A 17,566-nucleotide genomic window follows, 5' to 3' on the forward strand; every position below is an offset into this window, starting at 1 on the left:
TTTATTCACCCACCGCGTCGTCGCTCAGGGTCAGCAGGGCGTGGAGTTGGTCGGTGGACAGCTCGGTGATCCAGTTCTCCCCCACACCCACCGCGAGGTCCGCGAGTTCCTGTTTACCGGTGAGCATCTCGTCGATCCGTTCCTCGACGGTGCCGACGCACACGAGCTTGCGCACCTGCACGTCGCGCCGCTGGCCGATCCGGAACGCACGGTCGGTGGCCTGATTCTCCACCGCCGGATTCCACCATCGGTCCAGGTGCACGACGTGATTGGCCGCGGTCAGATTGAGTCCGGTTCCGCCGGCCTTGAGCGAGAGCAGCATGATCGGAGGTCCGTCCGGTTCCTGGAACCCGGTGACCATCGCGTCGCGGCGGGTCTTGGACACCCCGCCGTGCAGGAAGGGCACCTGCGTGGAGAACCGCTCGGCGAGATAGGGGGCGATGAGCGCACCGAACTCGCGGAACTGGGTGAACAGCAGGACCTTCTCGCCGTCGGCGAGCACCGACTCGACGATGTCCTCGACCAGGCCGAGCTTGCCGGAGCGGTGGCGGCCGCGGCGCAGCACCGGCGATCCGTCGGCGAGATAGTGCGCCGGATGGTTGCACACCTGCTTGAGCCGGGTCAGCGCCGCGAGGACCGCGCCCTTGCGGGCCATCCCCTCCTTCTCCTTGATCTTGCGCATCATGTCGTCGACGACCGCCCGGTACAGCGCGGCCTGCTCCGCGGTGAGGTTCGCGCGGACGGTCTGCTCGAACTTCTCGGGCAGGTCGGCGATCACGTCCGGGTCGGTCTTGACGCGGCGCAGCACGAACGGGGCGGTCAGTGCCCGCAGCCGGGCCGCGGCCGCCGCGTCGCGTTCGCGTTCGATGGGCACCGCGAACCGGGCCCGGAACGACGCCGGCGAACCCAGCAGCCGCGGATTCGCGAAGTCGAGGATCGACCTCAGTTCCTCGAGCCGGTTCTCCACGGGCGTGCCGGTCAACGCGATGCGATGCGAGGCCGCGACCGACCGCACCGCGCGGGACTGCGCGGTGTTCGCGTTCTTCACGTGCTGCGCCTCGTCGAGCACCACCCGATGCCAGGGCAGCGCCCGCACGTGTGCCAGGTCGCGGGCGACGATCGCGTAGGTGGTGATGACCAGGTCGCTGTCGTCGACCACGGCCGCCAGGTCGTCGTCGCGCAACCGGCCCGACCCGTGGTGGACGTGGACGCGCAGGCCGGGCGCGAATTTCGCGGCCTCGCGCTGCCAGTTGCCGACCACCGACATCGGGCACACCAGCAGCGTCGGCCGGACCGGGCCACGGGTGCGTTCGTGCACCAGCAACGCCAGCACCTGCACGGTCTTGCCCAGACCCATGTCGTCGGCGAGCACCGCCCCGAGTCCGAGTCCGCTCATGAACGCCAGCCAGTCCAGACCGCGCTGCTGGTAGGGCCGGAGGGTCGCGTGCAGACCGGCCGGGGCCGGGACCGGTTCCGGGTGTGCCTGCCCGTCGAGCAGCGTCGCGACCCAGCCGGAGGCACTGATATCGGTGACCTCGGCGGGCGGCACGTCGTCGCCGGTGAACTGCGCGAACAACGAGCCGAGGGTGGTGTCCTGCCCGGAATTGCGGGTCACGTACCGGGCGGCCTGGGCCAGCGCGGCGGCGTCCGCCTTGACCCACTTGCCGCGCAACTTGACCAGGTCGCTGTTGGCGGCGACGAGCTGTTCCATCTCGGTCGCGCTGAGCAGCATGTCGCCCACCGCGAGCTGCCATTCGTACGAGACGATCGCGTTCATGCCGACCGCGCTCTCCTCGGCCGCGACCGGGGCGGCGGCGGACTCGACACGCAACCGCAGCGACGGTTCGACCGTCGCCCACGCGCGCGGGAGCAGCAGCGCCACGCCGGTGTCCTGCAAGGCACGCGCGCCGTGCTCGACGAGGTCGACGACGACGGGCGTGGGCAGCAGCAGGTCCAGGCTGTCGGGGTCGCGGGGCACGTCCTGCAGCCGCGGGTAGGCCTTCAACGCGGCGCCGAGCTTGCGGATGCCGATCTGCAGCAGTTCCGCGTCGGTGCCGCCGATCGGCACCGGCGCCGGGGCCTGGCCCTCCGACCGCAGGCACACCTCGAGCCGCCACAGGGCGTCCGCGGGATCGTCGGCCTCGTCGGGTTCGACGAGCCGCAGCACCAGGTCGGGTTCGTTGCCCGACAGGCTCGCGCGCCACTCGTCGAGCGCGTCGGCCATGCGCTGGGTGCCCGCGTGGTGCGGCGCCCCCTCGGTCAGCGCCGCGATCAGCGGATGCAGCGAGGTGCCGGACCCGAGCATCGACCGGGTGATCGGGTCGGTGAGTTCGGTGCACAGGTTCTCGAGCAGCCGCGACGGATTGCCCAGCTGCCGCTGCACCGGGGGCATCGCGGCGACCAGTTCCGCCTTCCACGCGCGGGTCCGCTCCCCGCCGAGCAACTGCCAGCGCACCCACCACTGCTTCTCGGCGCGATGCATCTGGGGTGCGACGCGGCCTGCCTGAGCCCAGCGTTCGATGCCGCGGGCGACGTGCGCGAGGAAACGCAGGTCCCCGGACACGCCGTCGGGCCGGCGCGGCAGATCCAGCAGGAGCTGGGCAGCATCCGGAGGTGCCACGGCGACCGCGGGCAGGGTGCGCGGCTCGTCGTCCCCGAGCAGTTTCAGCTCGACGCGATGCCGGAACGGGCGGTCGGTCCAGCGCCGCAGCACCGACGGCAGCAGGTCGTCGTCGCGCGGGGCCGAGGGGTCGCGCCACAACAACAGACCCGATCCCGGTGACCAGACCCCGTGCAACATGCCCACCATGGTGCCAGGCGTGTGCGCCTTCGGCGCCGGTGCGTCTTTCCGGCGGTCAGGGCCGCCACAAAGACACACCGGCGGCGGAGCCGCCCTAGGCTGAGCGCATGCCCCTCGCCTACGGTTTCGCCGAATACGGCGGCCCCGAAACCCAGCAGTTCCTCGACCCCGACTTCCCCGTACCGGGTCCCGGGCAGTTGCTGGTGGCGGTGCACGCGGCGGGCGTGAACCCGGCCGATTGGAAGGTCCGGGCGGGCACCCGCAAGGACACGGTGCCCGTGACCCTGCCGGCCGTGCTGGGCCGGGAGGTGTCCGGTGTCGTCACCGCCGTCGGCGACCGCGTCGACGGCTTCGCGATCGGGGACGCGGTCTTCGGCGCGACCGCGACCGGGTTCGGTGGATACGCCGAGTACACCCTGCTCAACGCGCACAGCGCCGCCCGCAAACCGGAGCCGGTGAGTTTCGCCGCCGCCGCGACCGTCCCGGTGGCGCTGGGCACCGCATTCGACATCGTCGACGCACTCGCGATCACGGACGAGGACACCGTGCTGGTGATCGGTGCCGGCGGGGGCGTCGGATCAGCCGCGACCCAGCTCGCGCGGGCTCGCGGCGCAACCGTGCTCGGGGTCGCGTCGGCCGGCAAGCGGGACCTGGTGGAAGGCAACGGCGCCACCTGGATCGAATCCGGCGACGACGCGGCCGACCGTGTTTCCGGCGCCGCCGCTTCCGGCATCACCGCGATCGTCGACCTGGTCGGCGGCGCGACCCTCCGGGCGTTCGCCGCGGCCGCTCCCGGAGCCCGCATCGTCAGCGTCGCCGATCCGGCCGGGGCGGCGGAACTGGGCGGTTCCGGAGTGGAACGGCGACGCACCACCGAGGTGTTCGCGGCCGTTGCGGCTCTCGTCGCGGACGGCACCGTGGACCCGCACGTCGAGCGGACGTTCCCGCTGCGGGAGGCGGGTGCGGCGCTCGCCGTCGTCGAAGGCGGCCATGCCCGCGGCAAGGTCGTCATCACGGTTCGCTGAGCGCACCCGCGGATCGGGCGCACAGCGGGAACGACACTGGGACACTGGTGAACAGGTCCCTCACCAGGAGTCCGCCATGACGATTCTGATCCAGGTCCTCGAGCAGACCTACAGCTCCAACACCCCCTGGGAACAGGTCAAGTACGCGTTCGTCGATTCCGGTCACGTCACCACCCTGCGGCTGGACGGCCAGTGCGGGGTGTGGCTCGACGGCACCAAACACGGCGAATCCCATCGCCTGGCCGCGACCGCCAGTCCCGAGCAGGCGATCTTCTTCCTGCTCACCGTGTTCGACCGGATCGCCCAGTGCAAGCAGAGCGGCGGATCGTGGATCATCGGGCACGACGGCCGAACCGTCTCGTCGATCCACGCTGCCCGGTTTCCGTTGACCGTCGACGGATGAGCACCCGGGGCTGATCGATCCCGGTTGTCGGTGCCTGCTGCGACGATCGGCCGGTGCGCGGGGGCAGGGGCGTCTGGGTCGTGGTGGTGGCGGTCGCGATCGTCGCGTCGCTGGGATGGGAACGAACCGGGCCGACGGGGCCGGCCGCGCCCGGCAGCCCGTCCCGCGAAGACCTCGGGCGGTTGCTCGCCGGCGTCGAAGTGGTGTTCCGGCGTCCGCACGTGCCGGGATATCAGCGCGGCTGCGACACCGGCGAAGCGTGCGTCTTCGGGCCGGCCTGGTCGGACGACCATCCCGGTCGTGGTGGGCACGACGGCTGCGACACCCGCAACAACGTGCTTGCGCGCGACCTGCGCGAGGCGACGTTCCGTCCCGGCACGGGCGATTGCGTCGTGCTGTCGGGAACCCTCGACGACCCGTACACGGGAGAGCGAATCCTGTTCCGGCGCAGCGACGCCCGGGCGGTGCACGTCGACCACATCTTTCCCCTGGCAGCGGCGTGGGACCTCGGCGCCGCGACGTGGCCACCGCAGCTGCGCCGGCAGTTCGCCAACGACATCGACTTCAACCTCGTCGCCGTGGACGGTGAGGCCAACGAGGACAAACGCGACCGCACTCCCGCCGACTGGCTGCCGCCCGCGTCGAGCACCCGCTGCTGGTTCGCGGGCAAGTACCTGACGGTCGCGGTGCGGTACGGACTGTCGGTGACCGCGGCCGACCACCGCGCGCTCACCGACGCGACCGCGACCTGTCCCGATGCTCCTCAGGCATCCCGGTCGGCGACAGCCGCGCCGCCCGTCCCTGCAGATAGCGCTGTTCGGGAACGCTCGCCGTCAGCCTGGCCGCGTCGAGGTACGCCGCGCGCGCAGCGGCAGCCTCACCCGCCATCTCCAGCAGGTGCGCCCGGACCGCGACCGCCCGGTGGTTGCCGGCGAGCCGCCGGTCGTCGGCCACCGTCGCGAGGAGATCCAGCCCGGCGCGCGGGCCCTCGAGCATGCCCTCGGCGGCCGCCCGGTTCACCGTGACCATCGGATTGGGGGCGACGTGTTCCAGCACCCGGTACAGGGCGACGATCTGCGCCCAGTCGGTACCCTCGGCGCGGGTGGCCTCCGCGTGCACCGCGGCGATCGCGGCCTGCAGTTGGTACGGCCCGGGCGGGGCGGCGGTGAGCGCGGCCGTGACCAGCGCGGTTCCCTCGTCGATCTGCGCCCGGTCCCAGCGGGTCCGGTCCTGCTCGGCGAGAGGGATCAGGGCGCCGGAGGGGTCGGTCCGGGCGTCGCGGTGGGCATCGGTGAGCAGCATGAGCGCGAGCAGGCCGGTGGTGTCGGCGTCCTCGGGCAGCAGCGCGTGCAGCAGGCGGGTCAGGCGGATCGCTTCGGCGCTGAGTTCGTGCGAGATCAGGGACGGTCCCCCGGAACTGGTGTAGCCCTCGTTGAAGATCAGATAGAGCACGTGGCGAACCGCCTGCAACCGTTCGGCGCGGTCCGCCGCAGCGGGCAGCGTGAAGGTCGCCCCGGCGTCGCGGATCGCCTGTTTGGCGCGGGTGATGCGCCGGGTCATCGCCGTTTCCGGCACCAGGAACGCCCGCGCGACGCGCGCGGTGTCGAGTCCCCCGACCGCGCGCAGGGTCAGCGCGATCTGCGAGGACGGCGACAGCGCCGGATGACAGCACAGGAACAGCACTGTCAACGTGTCGTCACCCTGATGCCCGGCGTCGGTGAGATCGGTGACGGTTCGGTCCGGTTCCGTTGCCGCCCAGGCATGTTCGCGGTCGCGGCGCGCGCTGTCGCTGCGCCACTCATCGGTGAGCCGCCGCTGCGCGACGGTGATCAGCCAGCCGCGCGGATTCGACGGCACGCCCTCGACCGGCCACTGCCGGTGCGCGGCGAGCAACGCCTCCTGCACCGCGTCCTCGCACGCGTCGAACTGTCCGTGCCGCGCCGCGAGGTACCCGAGGACCTGCGGCGCGAGGGTGCGCAGCAGGTCCTGCGGGTCGCTCACATCTCGGCCCCGCCGTCGTGCATCACGGCCCGGACCTCCATCGCCCCGCCGTAGCGCACGTCGGGCCAGCGCGCGGCGATCTCCACGGCCCGGTCCAGGCTGTCGACATCGACCTCGACGTAGCCGCAGAACTGTTCCTTGCTCTCCATGAACGGACCGTCGGTGACGGTGTGCGCGGCGGTCGCCCCCTGCCGCACGGTGCGGGCGGTGGACGGGTCGGTCAGGGCCTGCCCGCCGACGAGTTCACCGGATTCGGTGAGTTCGGCCATGATCGCGTCGACCTCCCCGAACAGTTCCTCCCGCGCGGTGTCGCTCAGTTCCTCGACGAAGCCGGGACGGTTGTAGATCAACAGCATGTATTTCACGGTCGTCTCCTCTGCCATGCCCCCGGATGGGGCTTCACCCCCGAGTCGGAGTCGCAGGGCCGATCCGGACATCGCGGATCGCGCATTTCTGTTCGCCGATGTCCGGACGGCGGCACGGTCTCCGACTTCGCGGCACGGTCTCCGACTTCACTGTGACACGGGAACGATTTCAACCGGACGATTCGAAGGAGTTCGACGATGACACGGCTTCGGGTACAGAATTTCGCGATCACGGTCGACGGCTGTTCCGCCGGGCCGGATCAGAGCCTGCAGAACCCCGGCGGGATCGGCGGGGAACGGATCCTCGGGTGGGTGCACGAGACCCGGTCCTTCCACCGGTCGTTCGGGAAGGACGGCGGAGAGACCGGGGTCGACGACGACTTCATGGCCCGCGGGATCGACGGGATCGGCGCAACGATCATGGGCCGCAACATGTTCGGCCCCATCCGCGGGAGATGGGAGGACAGCGACGAGTGGTCGGGCTGGTGGGGCGACGAACCGCCCTTCCATCACCCGGTCTTCGTACTCACCCACCATCCCCGCGATCCGATCGCCCTGGGCGGCGGCACCGTCTTCCACTTCGTCACCGGCGGCATCGAGGACGCGCTCGAACAGGCCGTCGAGGCCGCCGGCGGTGCGGATGTGCGGGTCGGAGGTGGTCCCGCGACCGTCCGGCAGTACCTGCGCGCGGGTTTGGTCGACGAGTTGCATCTGGCGATCGTGCCGGTGCTGCTCGGCCGCGGCGAGCGCGTGTTCGACGACGACGTGCTCACCACCGATTTCGAGTGCGTCGAGTTCGTCTCGTCCCCCTCGGTCGCCCATGCCCGGTTCGTCCGCGTCGGAGGCGCCGGCTCTGGTGGTTGAGGTACCGACATGTCGGTACACCGACCGCCATCTCCGAGCGCAGACCGAGTGCCTCGCGGGGTGCAGCGGGTTTAGGTTGGAGGTCATGGCTCCGCGGATCAACAAGGACACCCGGCTGTGCATCTCGCTGTCGGGCCGGCCCAGCAACATCGGCACCCGATTCCACAACTACCTGTACGACGAACTCGGCCTGGACTACGTGTACAAGGCGTTCGCGCCCACCGACATCGAGGCCGCGGTCACGGGTATCCGCGGGCTCGGCATCCGGGGTGCCGGGGTGTCGATGCCGTTCAAGGAGAAGGTGATCCCGCTCGTCGACGTGATGCACGAGTCGGCCCGTGCGATCGATTCGGTCAACACCATCGTCAACGAGGACGGGGTGCTGCACGCCTACAACACCGACTTCCAGGCGGTGCTGGATCTGCTCCGCGAGCACGGCGTCGATCCGGGGCTGTCGGTCGCGGTCGCGGGCAGCGGCGGCATGGCCAAGGCGGTGGTCGCGGCGGTCCGGGAACACGGCTTCACCGACGTCACCGTCGTCGCGCGGAACGAGGCCGCCGGGACCGCGCTCGCCGACCGGTACGGATACGTGTGGCGCGCCGACCTCGGCGACTCCTCCCCCGCCGTGCTGATCAACGCGACCCCGATCGGCATGGCGGGTGGTCCCGAAGCCGAGGCGCTTCCGTTCCCGTCCGCCGCGGTCGAGGCCGCGACGGTGGTCTTCGACGTGGTCGCGATGCCGCCCGAGACACCGCTGATCCGGGCAGGGCGCGCCCACGGTCACACGGTCATCACCGGCGCCGAGGTGATCGCGCTGCAGGCGGCGTTGCAGTTCGCGCTGTACACGGGTGTGACCCCGACGCCCGAGCAGGTGCACCGCGCGTCGGAGTTCTCCCGCTCCTGACGGTGCCGATCACGGCCGGTCGCGCAGTTCCTCGGCCTTCGCGAGCAGGACCGCGCGCTCCCGTTCGTTGCCGGTCAGCCGCGCGGCCTCGAGCAGTTCGGCGCGGGCTTCGTCGATGCGGCCCAGCTGCCGGAGCAGCTCGCCGCGCACACTCGGCAACAGGTGGTAGCCGGCGAGTTCGCCGTCGGCGACGAGCTTGTCGACGTATTCCAGCGCGGGCGCCGGGCCGTACGCCATGGACACGGCCGCGGCGCGGTTGAGTTCGACCACCGGCGACGGCGCGACCTGCCCGAGCGCCTCGTAGAGAAGCACGATCGTCTCCCAATCGGTGTCCTCGAAAGTTGCCGCGCGCGCGTGACACTCGGCGATCGCCGCCTGCAGGGCGTACGGTCCGCGACCCCGGCCGACCGCGTCGGCACGGGCGAGAGCAGCGACGCCGCGGGTGATCTGGGCGCGATCCCAGCGCGTGCGGTCCTGGTCGGCCAGCAGGATCGGCTCTCCCGTCGGCGTGGTGCGGGCGCCGAAACGCGCCGCCGTGAGTTCCATCAGGGCGACGAGCCCGTGGGCTTCGGGTTCCTGCGGCACGAGTTCGGCGAGGATCCGGGCGAGCCGCAACGCCTCGGCCCCGAGATCCGCCCGCATCCATTCGGATCCCGAGGTCGCGGCGTATCCCTCGTTGAATACCAGGTAGAGCACGTTGAGGACGGCGCTCAGCCGGTTCGCGAACTCCGCCCGCGGCGGCACCTCGAACGGAACTTTGGCCGCGGTGAGGGTCTTCTTGGCGCGAACGATGCGTTGCTGCACCGTCGCGGTGGGGATCATGAAGGCGCGGGCGATCTCCTCGGTGGTCAGGCCGCCGACCACCCGGAGCGTCAACGCGACCTGCGCTTTGCGGCCCAGCACCGGGTGGCACGCGATGAACATCAGGCGGAGCACGTCGTCGTCGATGCGATCGGGATCCCAGGCCTCGTCGTCGAAGCGCGACGCGTCGAGGTCGCGCGCGATCGCCGCGTAGCGCTCGTCGAGCAGGTCCCGCCGCCGCCACCCGTCGATCGCCCGGCGTTTGGCGACGGCGGTCAGCCAGGCCGCAGGGTTACGGGGAACCCCGCCGGCCGGCCACTGCTCGATGGCTTCGAGCAGCGCCTGGCCGGCGAGGTCCTCGGCGAGATCGAGGTCGCCGACCATACGGGTCAGCGCTGCAACGATTTTCGCCGATTCGATGCGCCACACCGCCTCGACGGCACGGCGTGCGCGTTCTGCGTCGGCGTTCTCGCCCACGGCTCAGCCGGTGATCGGACGGTCCGTGCCCAGCTGCTCGCGCCAGCCCGCTTCCTTCTGGATGTACTCGTTGCTCTGGTCGAACTCCTCGAGCTCGTTGACCCTGCGCACTTCCAGTTTGCTGCCCGGGCCGAGTGGGCAGCGCCTCGCCCATTCGGCTGCCTCTTCCTTCGTCGCGGTCTGGATGACCCAGTAGCCGGAGAACAGCTCCTTGGTCTCACCGTAGGGCCCGTCCGACACGAGTGGAGGATCGGAGTCGAAGTCGACGACGAATCCCTCCTCGGGGTCGGACAGCCCCTCCCCGGCGAGCATGACCCCCGCCTTGATGAGCTCTTCGTTGTATCGGCCCATCGCGTTGACGATTTCCGTGAAATCCGCTTCCTTCGACGCTGCGAGGGCCTGGTCGGTGACTCGCAGGATCAGCATGTACTTCATGAGGTTCTCCTCCGTCACGGGACCGCATCTCCGGTCCGTTCACGTACACGTCGAGCGGCGCGGCCGGCGATCGACACTTCGCGGAGAATTTCTCGGCTCCGTGGGCCGACGGCATCGACCGTAGTCGGATCCACGGACGAAGAGGGCCGGATTCAGATCGTCCGCGCCTCCTCGAGCAGATCGAGAACCTCGCCGGCCACGGCGGTGGCGATCCGCATCTCGGCACGGGTCGCATCGTGGGTCGCGGGATTCTGGAGGCCGAAGTTGTTGACCCACGCGACCGTCCGGGCGGACTGGAACATCAACGTCGTGGTCCGCTCGGCGCCGAGCAGATCGCCGACGAACCAGCCGGTGAAGAACGGTCCGAGGTCGGTGCCGTACACGGCCTTGAACTCCTCGGCGATGCGCGGTGCGGCGGCGACGAGGGCGTTCCCGAACGTGTAGAAGTCGCGCGTGTGCTCGGGACCGGATCCGATGGTGACGAGCGCTTCGGGGAAGTCGGTGACGAGGTGCGCGACGATCGCCGCGGTCAGGACCCGGCCGGGACTGCGATCGCACTGCTCGGTGAGCGCGAACGCGTCGGCCCAGTGCGGCGCCGGGGTCCCGCCGGTGACGTACTCGTGCAGGTTCGCCACGTACAGGCGCACGACCTCGACGGCCAGATCGCTCGCCCACTGCTCGTCGTCGTAGATGCCGGCGTTGAGCGTCGGAGCGGTCAGCTCGAGGATCTCGTCGAACGCCAGCACGAACGTGCCGCGATAGTCGCCACTGTGGACGAGCAGTTCGCGCAGCTGCGCGATGCGGTCGCGCGCGGCGTCGAACGAGTCGATACCGGTGGGATCGGTGACCTCGGCGAGGCGGGCCTGTTCGATTCCGGAGGCCGCGGGCACGCACTGCGACGAGGCAGGGGCACCCGTATCCGCGACGCCTGCGGCGGGAGCAACCAGAGCACAACCGAGTGCGAGAACTACGGCCGATGTCGCGAAACCAGTCAATTTACGCATCCTAAAAAAATACAAATTTCTGAACCCTAAGCAAGTACCAATTTAAAAATCCTAAGAAAGTAAAATGTGCACCGAGAATGCTTCTATTTGTCCGCCGCGGCGATGCTGTACGAGCGGACGCCGCGGCCCGGGCTGCGGCAGAATCCCGTCGGTGACCACCGACTTGCAGACACCGGTTCCGCTCTCCCAGCCGATCGGCGCCGGAATCGTCACGGCCCTGGTCGGATTCACCAGTTCATTCGCGGTCGTGCTCACCGGCCTGCACGGAGTGGGCGCGTCCGGGCCGGAGGCCGCATCGGGCCTGCTCACCCTGTGCGTGACACAGGGCGTCGGCATCCTGTGGCTGGCCCGTCGCTATCGCATCCCGATCACCCTGGCCTGGTCGACGCCGGGCGCCGCCCTGCTCGCCGGGACCGGTGCCGTCGCCGGGGGCTGGCCCGCCGCGGTCGGCGCGTTCGTCGCGGTCGGGCTGGCCGTGGTGCTGACCGGCCTTTCCCCCCGACTGGGACGCCTGATCGCGGCGATCCCGACGTCGCTGGCGCAGGCCATGCTCGCCGGTGTCCTGGTGCCGTTGTGCCTGGCCCCGGTGACCTCGCTGGCGGCCGATCCCGCTGCCATCGCCCCGGTCGCGCTGACCTGGTTGATCGTGCTGCGACTGCGCCCGCGATGGGCGGTCCCGGCGGCATTCGCCGCGGCCACGGTGGTGATCGCGATCGGCCTGGCGCGCTCCGGAACTCGTCCGGCGCCGGCGGATCTGCTGCCCTCGGTGACGTTCACCACACCGGCGTGGACCTGGCAGGCGCTGCTGGGCGTCGCGTTGCCGCTGTACATCGTGACGATGGCGTCGCAGAACATCCCTGGAACCGCGGTGCTCTCGTCGTTCGGCTACCGAACGCCCTGGCGCGCAGCGATGACCGTGACCGGACTCGGAACCGTGCTCGGCGCCCCGTCCGGCGGGCACGCCATCAACCTGGCGGCGATCAGCGCGGCCCTGTCGGCGGCGCCCGAGGCCGACCCGGACCCGAACCGCCGCTGGGTGGCGGCGTGGACGGCCGGCTGGTCGTACCTGGCACTCGCCCTGCTGTCCACCGCGGTGGCGACACTGGTGGCGCTCGCCCCGGCCGGGGTCGTCGAAACGGTTGCCGGGCTTGCACTGCTGGCCACCCTGGGCAGTGCGCTCGCATCCTCGTTGCGCGACACCGACGGTCGCGAAGCCGCGGTCGTGACGTTCCTGGTCGCGGCGTCGGGGCTGAGCGCCTTCGGCATCGGAGCGGCCTTCTGGGCGCTGGTGGCGGGCCTCGCGGTGCGCGCGGTCCTGTCGTCCGAACAGTTGAATTCGGGTACAGGAAAGGTTGTGGAGCGGTAACGATTCGGCCCGAGCAAGCCTCGACGGTCTCTCTTCAGGTGAAGTTCGGTGCTTCCTGACACAATGATCTAGTGACCAACCGCCAGCCGACGACTCCCGACGCGCAGCCCGACCCGGCCCGCTTCCCGGCGCTGTGGCCGATGCAGACACGTTGGGCGGACAACGACCACTACGGCCACGTCAACAACGTCACCTACTACTCGTACTTCGATTCCGCGGTCAACGGCTGGCTCATGGCGACGACCGGTGTGGACATCCGCGAACTCGACGCCATCGGTGTGGTCGCCGAAACCTCCTGCCGCTACATCGCGGAACTGTCGTTCCCCGATCGGTTGCAGGTGGGCATCGACGTCGACCGCCTCGGCAAACGCAGCATCACCTACCAGCTGGCGATCTTCCGCGAGGGCCCGGACGGAGCGCTGACACCGGCAGCGACCGGACGTTTCGTGCACGTCTACGTCGACGCGCGCACACGCCGACCGGTGCCGATTCCGGACGAGATCCGCAAGGCCGTGATGCAGCTGGTCAAGGGCGCGCCGGAACGACCCGCACCCTGAATCGCGGTCCCTACCAAGCATCCGCTTGGCAGGGTATTCATTTACCGGATTAGACTTCGTCGGGACTGTGCAGTTCCATCCAGAGGAAGTGATCCGAAGACATGCGCGATGCAGTGATCGTCGAGGCTGTACGTACCCCCATCGGCAAGCGCGGAGGCGGCCTGTCCGGCGTCCACGCCGTCGAGCTCTCCGCCCACATCCTTCGCACCATCGCCGAGCGGACCGGAATCGATCCCGCCCTCGTCGACGACGTGCACTGGGGCACCGTCCAGTCGGTGGGCATGCAGTCCGGCAACATCGGCCGCATGGCCGTGCTCGGCGCCGGCTGGCCCGAATCCGTCCCCGGCTTCACCATCGACCGGCAGTGCGGCTCCTCCCAGCAGGCCATCTCGACCGCCGCGGCCGCCGTGATCTCCGGCCAGGCCGACCTCGTCGTCGCCGGTGGCGTCGAGATCATGTCCGCGATTCCGCTCGGCTCGTCCTCCCCCGAGGGCACCGGTCCGATGGGCGGCCCGGCCCGCGACCGCTACTCCGAGGAGCTCACCGCTCCCGGCTTCAACGGCCGCTTCAACCAGGGCGTCGGCGCCGAGATCATCGCCGAGCAGTGGGGCCTTTCCCGCACCGAACTCGACGAATACTCAGTGCAGTCGCACGAGCGCGCCGCCCGCGCGCAGGACGAGGGCCTGTTCGCCGACGAGACCGCCCCGGTCACCCTGCCCGACGGCACCGTGATCGACACCGACGAGGGCGTGCGCCGCGGCTCGACCGTCGAGAAGCTTGCCGGGCTCAAGGCTCCGTTCCTCGACAACGGCGTCGTCACCGCCGGTAACGCCTCGCAGATCTCCGACGGAGCGTCCGGCGTCCTCGTCACCACCTCGGAGAAGGCGAAGGCTCTGGGCCTGACCCCGCTCGCGCGCGTCCACACCGCCGTCGTAACCGGCGACGATCCTGTCAAGATGCTCACCGGCCCCATCCCGGCGACCGCGCTGGCCCTGAAGAAGTCGGGTCTGACGATCGACGACATCGACGCCTTCGAGGTCAACGAGGCGTTCGCGTCGGTGCCGCTGGCGTGGCTGCGCGAGACCGGTGCCTCGATCGAGAAGCTGAACCCGCTCGGCGGTGCGATCGCGCTCGGTCACCCGCTCGGCGGCTCCGGTGGTCGCCTGGCCGCGACGCTGATCCACCACCTGCGTCGCACCGGTGGTCGCTACGGTCTGCAGACGATGTGCGAGGGCGGCGGCACCGCCAACGCCACCATCTACGAGATCCTCTAACGGCGGAACGGTCCGTGGGCGGCGGCAGGGCCCAGCACTGCCGCCGCCCCGGCCGTCCGAACGGTGGAACCTCAGCCCTGCGCCAGCCGCCGCAGCAGCGGGGCGGTGCGCTGCGGCACCAATTCCCGCATCACCAAGGCCATGTTCGTGCGCTCGACACCCGGGATCTCGAGGATCTGCCCGGCCAGCCGGTACAGGTCGTCCGCGTCGGTCGCCACAACCTTCACCGACAGGTCCGTCTGCCCCGCCATGCCGTACACCTCGGTGACCTCCGGGATCTCCGCCAGCGCCGCGACGACGCTGTCGAGCCGGTGCTGGTCGACGCGCGTCGCGACGTAGGCGGCGAGCGGATAACCCAGCGCGCGCGGGTCGACGCGTCGTTCGAACGACGCGAGCACCCCCTCCGCCTCCCAGCGCGCGAGCCGAGCCTGGACCGTGTTGCGCGACAACCCGAGCCGCGCCGCCAACTCCACTCCCGTCGCCCGCGGCGTGCGGGTCAGCTCGAGCAGCAGCCGCGCGTCGGTCGCATCGAGACTGGTCATATTCCGCAGTATGACAGCGCTCGACCCCCTCGAACCGTGCGTTCTGCACAATCGCGGGTGAAGCGATTGCGCAGCTGTCCCCGACGTGGATGATGTGAAGTACAACACAGGTATGCCCGGGGATCGCCCCACAAGGGCGCCCGGGCCGACCCGAACGAGGTGGTCACGGTGGTCGACAAGATTGCCTATCCGGTCCAGCTGATCCAGCCGGACGGCCGACGGGTTCACAACCCGGAGTATTCCGCGCTCGTCGCCGATGTCGGCCCCGAACGCCTGCGCACCCTCTACCGCGACCTCGTCGTCGTGCGGCGCATCGACACCGAAGCCACCGCCCTGCAACGCCAGGGCGAACTCGGTCTGTGGGCTCCCCTGCTCGGCCAGGAGGCCGCGCAGGTCGGATCCGCGCACGCACTCGAACCCGACGACTACGTCTTCACCAGCTATCGCGAGCACGGCGTGGCCTGGTGCCGCGGCGTCGATCCCGCGGACATGACGCGGATGTGGCGGGGCTGCTCGCATTCCGGCTGGGATCCGGCGACCGTCAACACCACCAACCCGGCGATCGTCGTCGGATCGCAGGGCCTGCACGCCACCGGCTACGCGATGGGCGCCCACCTCGACGGCGCCGAGATCGCGACCGTCGCCTACTTCGGCGACGGCGCGACCAGCCAGGGCGACATCTCCGAGGCCCTCGGCTTCGCGGTGAGCTGGAGTGCCGGGGTGGTGTTCTTCTGCCAGAACAACCACTGGGCGATCAGCGCCCCGGTGCACGTGCAGAGCCCGGTGGCACTGGCGCACCGGGCCGCCGGGTTCGGGATGCCCGCCGTGCAGGTCGACGGCAACGACGTCCTCGCCGTCCTGGCCGTCACCCGGCAGGCCGCGCGCCGCGCCCGCGAAGGCGGAGGACCCACGTTCGTCGAGGCCCTCACCTACCGCATGGGCCCGCACACCACGTCCGACGACCCGACCCGCTACCGCACCCCCGCCGAACTGGAGGAGTGGCGGGCACGCGATCCGCTGACCCGGGTGCGGCTGTTGCTCGACCGCGAGGGTCTCGCCGACGAGGACTATCTCGCCGCGGTCCAGGCCGACGCGGACGCCGCCGCGGATCGGCTGCGCACGGGCACGCTCACCGCCCCCGACCCCGAACCGCTCTCGATGTTCGACCACGTCTACGCCACCGAGCACCGGGTGCTCGACGACCAACGCGCCCGCTACGCCGAATACCTCGCCGGGTTCGACGCCGCACTGCACGAGGAGGCACGATCATGACCACCACCACGATGGCTCTCGGCGCCGCCCTCAATGCCGGGTTGCGGCGCGCGCTCGAACACGACCGCAAGGTCGTGATCATGGGCGAGGACGTCGGCCGGCTCGGCGGCGTCTTCCGCGTCACCGACACGTTGCAGAAGGACTTCGGCACCGACCGGGTCTTCGACACTCCCCTCGCCGAATCCGGCATCGTGGGAACAGCTTTCGGCATGGCGCTGCGCGGATACCGGCCGGTGTGCGAGATCCAGTTCGACGGGTTCGTCTATCCGGCCTTCGACCAGATCGTCTCGCAGGTCGCGAAGATCCACTACCGCACCGCGGGTACGGTCACCGCGCCGCTCACGATCCGCATTCCGTACGGTGGCGGGATCGGTGCCGTCGAGCACCATTCCGAGTCCCCCGAGGTGTATTTCACGCACACCGCGGGCCTGCGGGTGGTCAGCCCGGGTACCCCGTCGGACGCCTACTGGATGATCCAGCAGGCGGTGGCGCTGGACGATCCGGTGATCTTCCTCGAGCCGAAGCACCGGTACTGGGATCGCGGCGAGGTCGACCTCGACACCCCACCGGAACTGCCGCTGGACCGGGCGCGCGTCACCCGGCCGGGTACCGATGTCACGCTCGTGACGTTCGGCGCGATGCTGACGACGGCCCTGCAGGCCGCGGATATCGCGGCGGCCGAAGGACATTCGATCGAGGTGATCGATCTGCGGTCGCTGTCGCCGCTCGACGTCGACACCGTGGAGGCGTCGGTGCGCCGCACCGGCCGGCTCGTGGTCACGCAGGAGGCACCGGTGAATTGCGGGCTCGGCGCCGAAATCGCCGCGCAGATCTCCGAACGGTGCTTCTATCAGCTGGAGGCGCCGGTGCTGCGCGTCGGCGGATTCGACATCCCGTATCCGCCGGCGAAACTCGAGGCGTACCACCTGCCGGATCCCGACCGCATCCTCGATGCCGTGGACCGCAGCCTCGCCGCCTGAGGGGACACACCGCCTGAAGGGACACGCCGAATGAACCAGTCCGTCAAGGAATTCCGGATGCCGGATCTCGGTGAGGGCCTGACCGAGGCCGACCTCGTGTCCTGGACGGTAGCCGTCGGCGACCGCGTCGAGCTCAACCAGGTGGTCGCGGAGGTGGAAACGGCGAAGGCGGTGGTGGAGTTGCCGTCGCCGTTCGCGGGGACGGTGGCGGAACTGCTCGCCGAGCCCGGAACGACGGTACCGGTCGGGGCACCGATCATCCGGATCGCGGTGCCCAGCGAAGGCCCACACGACGCCGGTGCCGAATCCCAGACCCCGGTGCTCGTCGGCTACGGTCCCGGCCGTCCACCGGTGAGCAAACGGGCCGCCCGGACCCTCGCGCAAGCCGGGCCGCCGCCGGACGGGCCCTCGGGAAACGGGCACAGCGCACCGCACCTGCACGCCGAGCCGCACCGCCCGGACGCGAAGCCGTCGGCGCGACGCGAGGCCAAACGCC

17 protein-coding genes and 1 pseudogene are annotated in these 17,566 nt (G+C 70.3%); 11 read left to right on the forward strand and 7 right to left on the reverse strand.

Annotated elements, in window-relative coordinates:
* Nucleotide 1: 1 nt before the first annotated feature.
* Entirely contained in the window at nucleotides 2-2,800 is a 2,799-nt protein-coding gene (locus ACN675_RS08520; RefSeq protein WP_420750433.1) for a DEAD/DEAH box helicase, read from the reverse strand.
* Nucleotides 2,801-2,907: 107 nt separating this feature from the next.
* Between ACN675_RS08520 and ACN675_RS08525 the strand changes: the two genes are divergently transcribed.
* The 3 genes and pseudogenes from ACN675_RS08525 to ACN675_RS08535 form a co-directional block, all read left to right on the forward strand.
* Nucleotides 2,908-3,825: an NADP-dependent oxidoreductase gene (locus ACN675_RS08525; protein ID WP_420750434.1), complete on the forward strand. Its 918-nt coding sequence runs from the start codon at nucleotides 2,908-2,910 to the stop codon at nucleotides 3,823-3,825.
* Between the two features lie 76 nt (nucleotides 3,826-3,901).
* A complete protein-coding gene (locus ACN675_RS08530) occupies nucleotides 3,902-4,228 on the forward strand; it encodes a hypothetical protein (RefSeq protein ID WP_197252429.1) in 327 nt (108 codons plus the stop codon).
* 86 nt (nucleotides 4,229-4,314) lie between these two features.
* Nucleotides 4,315-4,980, forward strand: a pseudogene (locus tag ACN675_RS08535) (HNH endonuclease family protein); the annotation flags it as partial.
* Here the strand turns inward: ACN675_RS08535 and ACN675_RS08540 are convergent.
* Together ACN675_RS08540 and ACN675_RS08545 are read right to left on the reverse strand one after the other, a co-directional pair.
* Nucleotides 4,958-6,229: an RNA polymerase sigma factor gene (locus tag ACN675_RS08540; RefSeq protein WP_420750435.1), complete on the reverse strand. Its 1,272-nt coding sequence runs from the start codon at nucleotides 6,227-6,229 to the stop codon at nucleotides 4,958-4,960. The pseudogene ACN675_RS08535 and the gene ACN675_RS08540 sit on opposite strands and share 23 nt — an antisense overlap.
* Nucleotides 6,226-6,585: a YciI family protein gene (locus tag ACN675_RS08545; protein ID WP_420750449.1), complete on the reverse strand. Its 360-nt coding sequence runs from the start codon at nucleotides 6,583-6,585 to the stop codon at nucleotides 6,226-6,228. Before ACN675_RS08545 ends, ACN675_RS08540 begins: the two co-directional genes overlap by 4 nt.
* A gap of 207 nt (nucleotides 6,586-6,792) precedes the next feature.
* On the opposite strand from ACN675_RS08545, the gene ACN675_RS08550 reads away from it, so the two are divergent.
* Both ACN675_RS08550 and ACN675_RS08555 read left to right on the forward strand, forming a co-directional pair.
* Complete coding sequence (locus tag ACN675_RS08550) at nucleotides 6,793-7,458, forward strand: dihydrofolate reductase family protein (protein WP_420750436.1); 666 nt, start codon at nucleotides 6,793-6,795, stop codon at nucleotides 7,456-7,458.
* An 85-nt stretch (nucleotides 7,459-7,543) separates the two neighbouring features.
* Nucleotides 7,544-8,362: a shikimate 5-dehydrogenase gene (locus ACN675_RS08555; protein ID WP_420750437.1), complete on the forward strand. Its 819-nt coding sequence runs from the start codon at nucleotides 7,544-7,546 to the stop codon at nucleotides 8,360-8,362.
* Between the two features lie 9 nt (nucleotides 8,363-8,371).
* Here the strand turns inward: ACN675_RS08555 and ACN675_RS08560 are convergent, their stop codons facing one another.
* From ACN675_RS08560 to ACN675_RS08570, 3 genes are all read right to left on the reverse strand, one after another.
* Nucleotides 8,372-9,640 carry an RNA polymerase sigma factor gene (locus ACN675_RS08560; RefSeq protein ID WP_420750438.1) on the reverse strand — a complete coding sequence of 423 codons (1,269 nt, stop codon included), beginning with the start codon at nucleotides 9,638-9,640 and terminating at the stop codon, nucleotides 8,372-8,374.
* 3 nt (nucleotides 9,641-9,643) lie between these two features.
* Entirely contained in the window at nucleotides 9,644-10,075 is a 432-nt protein-coding gene (locus tag ACN675_RS08565; protein ID WP_420750439.1) for a YciI family protein, read from the reverse strand.
* 152 nt (nucleotides 10,076-10,227) lie between these two features.
* Nucleotides 10,228-11,079, reverse strand: coding sequence for a DUF5995 family protein (locus tag ACN675_RS08570; protein ID WP_420750440.1), 852 nt, complete (start codon nucleotides 11,077-11,079; stop codon nucleotides 10,228-10,230).
* Nucleotides 11,080-11,230: 151 nt separating this feature from the next.
* On the opposite strand from ACN675_RS08570, the gene ACN675_RS08575 reads away from it, so the two are divergent.
* The 3 genes from ACN675_RS08575 to ACN675_RS08585 all read left to right on the forward strand — a co-directional run bounded on the left by ACN675_RS08575 (nucleotide 11,231) and on the right by ACN675_RS08585 (nucleotide 14,276).
* Nucleotides 11,231-12,445, forward strand: coding sequence for a benzoate/H(+) symporter BenE family transporter (locus ACN675_RS08575; RefSeq protein ID WP_420750441.1), 1,215 nt, complete (start codon nucleotides 11,231-11,233; stop codon nucleotides 12,443-12,445).
* 71 nt (nucleotides 12,446-12,516) lie between these two features.
* Complete coding sequence (locus ACN675_RS08580) at nucleotides 12,517-13,002, forward strand: acyl-CoA thioesterase (RefSeq protein ID WP_420750442.1); 486 nt, start codon at nucleotides 12,517-12,519, stop codon at nucleotides 13,000-13,002.
* Nucleotides 13,003-13,103: 101 nt separating this feature from the next.
* Nucleotides 13,104-14,276, forward strand: coding sequence for a thiolase family protein (locus ACN675_RS08585; protein WP_420750443.1), 1,173 nt, complete (start codon nucleotides 13,104-13,106; stop codon nucleotides 14,274-14,276).
* Nucleotides 14,277-14,347: 71 nt separating this feature from the next.
* Here the strand turns inward: ACN675_RS08585 and ACN675_RS08590 are convergent, their stop codons facing one another.
* Entirely contained in the window at nucleotides 14,348-14,818 is a 471-nt protein-coding gene (locus ACN675_RS08590) for an Lrp/AsnC family transcriptional regulator (RefSeq protein WP_420750444.1), read from the reverse strand.
* A gap of 168 nt (nucleotides 14,819-14,986) precedes the next feature.
* Between ACN675_RS08590 and pdhA the strand changes: the two genes are divergently transcribed.
* From pdhA to ACN675_RS08605, 3 genes are all read left to right on the forward strand, one after another.
* Complete coding sequence (pdhA, locus tag ACN675_RS08595) at nucleotides 14,987-16,090, forward strand: pyruvate dehydrogenase (acetyl-transferring) E1 component subunit alpha (protein WP_420750445.1); 1,104 nt, start codon at nucleotides 14,987-14,989, stop codon at nucleotides 16,088-16,090.
* On the forward strand, nucleotides 16,087-17,070 hold the full coding sequence (locus ACN675_RS08600; protein ID WP_420750446.1) for an alpha-ketoacid dehydrogenase subunit beta: 984 nt from the start codon (nucleotides 16,087-16,089) through the stop codon (nucleotides 17,068-17,070). Before pdhA ends, ACN675_RS08600 begins: the two co-directional genes overlap by 4 nt.
* A 30-nt stretch (nucleotides 17,071-17,100) precedes the next feature.
* A partial coding sequence (locus ACN675_RS08605) for a biotin/lipoyl-containing protein (protein ID WP_420750447.1) occupies nucleotides 17,101-17,566 on the forward strand: 466 nt, incomplete at its 3' end.

This window comes from Rhodococcus sp. O3 (assembly GCF_048897285.1).
Taxonomy (GTDB): domain Bacteria; phylum Actinomycetota; class Actinomycetes; order Mycobacteriales; family Mycobacteriaceae; genus Rhodococcus.

What these genes read in the sequence shown, in the direction of transcription:
- ACN675_RS08550 (WP_420750436.1), top strand. Translation starts at nt 6,793, where the DNA reads ATGACACGGCTTCGGGTACAGAATTTCGCGATCACGGTCGACGGCTGT.
- ACN675_RS08600 (WP_420750446.1), top strand. Translation starts at nt 16,087, where the DNA reads ATGACCACCACCACGATGGCTCTCGGCGCCGCCCTCAATGCCGGGTTG.
- ACN675_RS08565 (WP_420750439.1), bottom strand. Translation starts at nt 10,075, where the DNA reads ATGAAGTACATGCTGATCCTGCGAGTCACCGACCAGGCCCTCGCAGCG.
- ACN675_RS08555 (WP_420750437.1), top strand. Translation starts at nt 7,544, where the DNA reads ATGGCTCCGCGGATCAACAAGGACACCCGGCTGTGCATCTCGCTGTCG.
- ACN675_RS08590 (WP_420750444.1), bottom strand. Translation starts at nt 14,818, where the DNA reads ATGACCAGTCTCGATGCGACCGACGCGCGGCTGCTGCTCGAGCTGACC.
- ACN675_RS08525 (WP_420750434.1), top strand. Translation starts at nt 2,908, where the DNA reads ATGCCCCTCGCCTACGGTTTCGCCGAATACGGCGGCCCCGAAACCCAG.
- ACN675_RS08585 (WP_420750443.1), top strand. Translation starts at nt 13,104, where the DNA reads ATGCGCGATGCAGTGATCGTCGAGGCTGTACGTACCCCCATCGGCAAG.
- ACN675_RS08570 (WP_420750440.1), bottom strand. Translation starts at nt 11,079, where the DNA reads ATGCGTAAATTGACTGGTTTCGCGACATCGGCCGTAGTTCTCGCACTC.
- ACN675_RS08530 (WP_197252429.1), top strand. Translation starts at nt 3,902, where the DNA reads ATGACGATTCTGATCCAGGTCCTCGAGCAGACCTACAGCTCCAACACC.
- ACN675_RS08545 (WP_420750449.1), bottom strand. Translation starts at nt 6,585, where the DNA reads ATGCTGTTGATCTACAACCGTCCCGGCTTCGTCGAGGAACTGAGCGAC.
- ACN675_RS08520 (WP_420750433.1), bottom strand. Translation starts at nt 2,800, where the DNA reads ATGTTGCACGGGGTCTGGTCACCGGGATCGGGTCTGTTGTTGTGGCGC.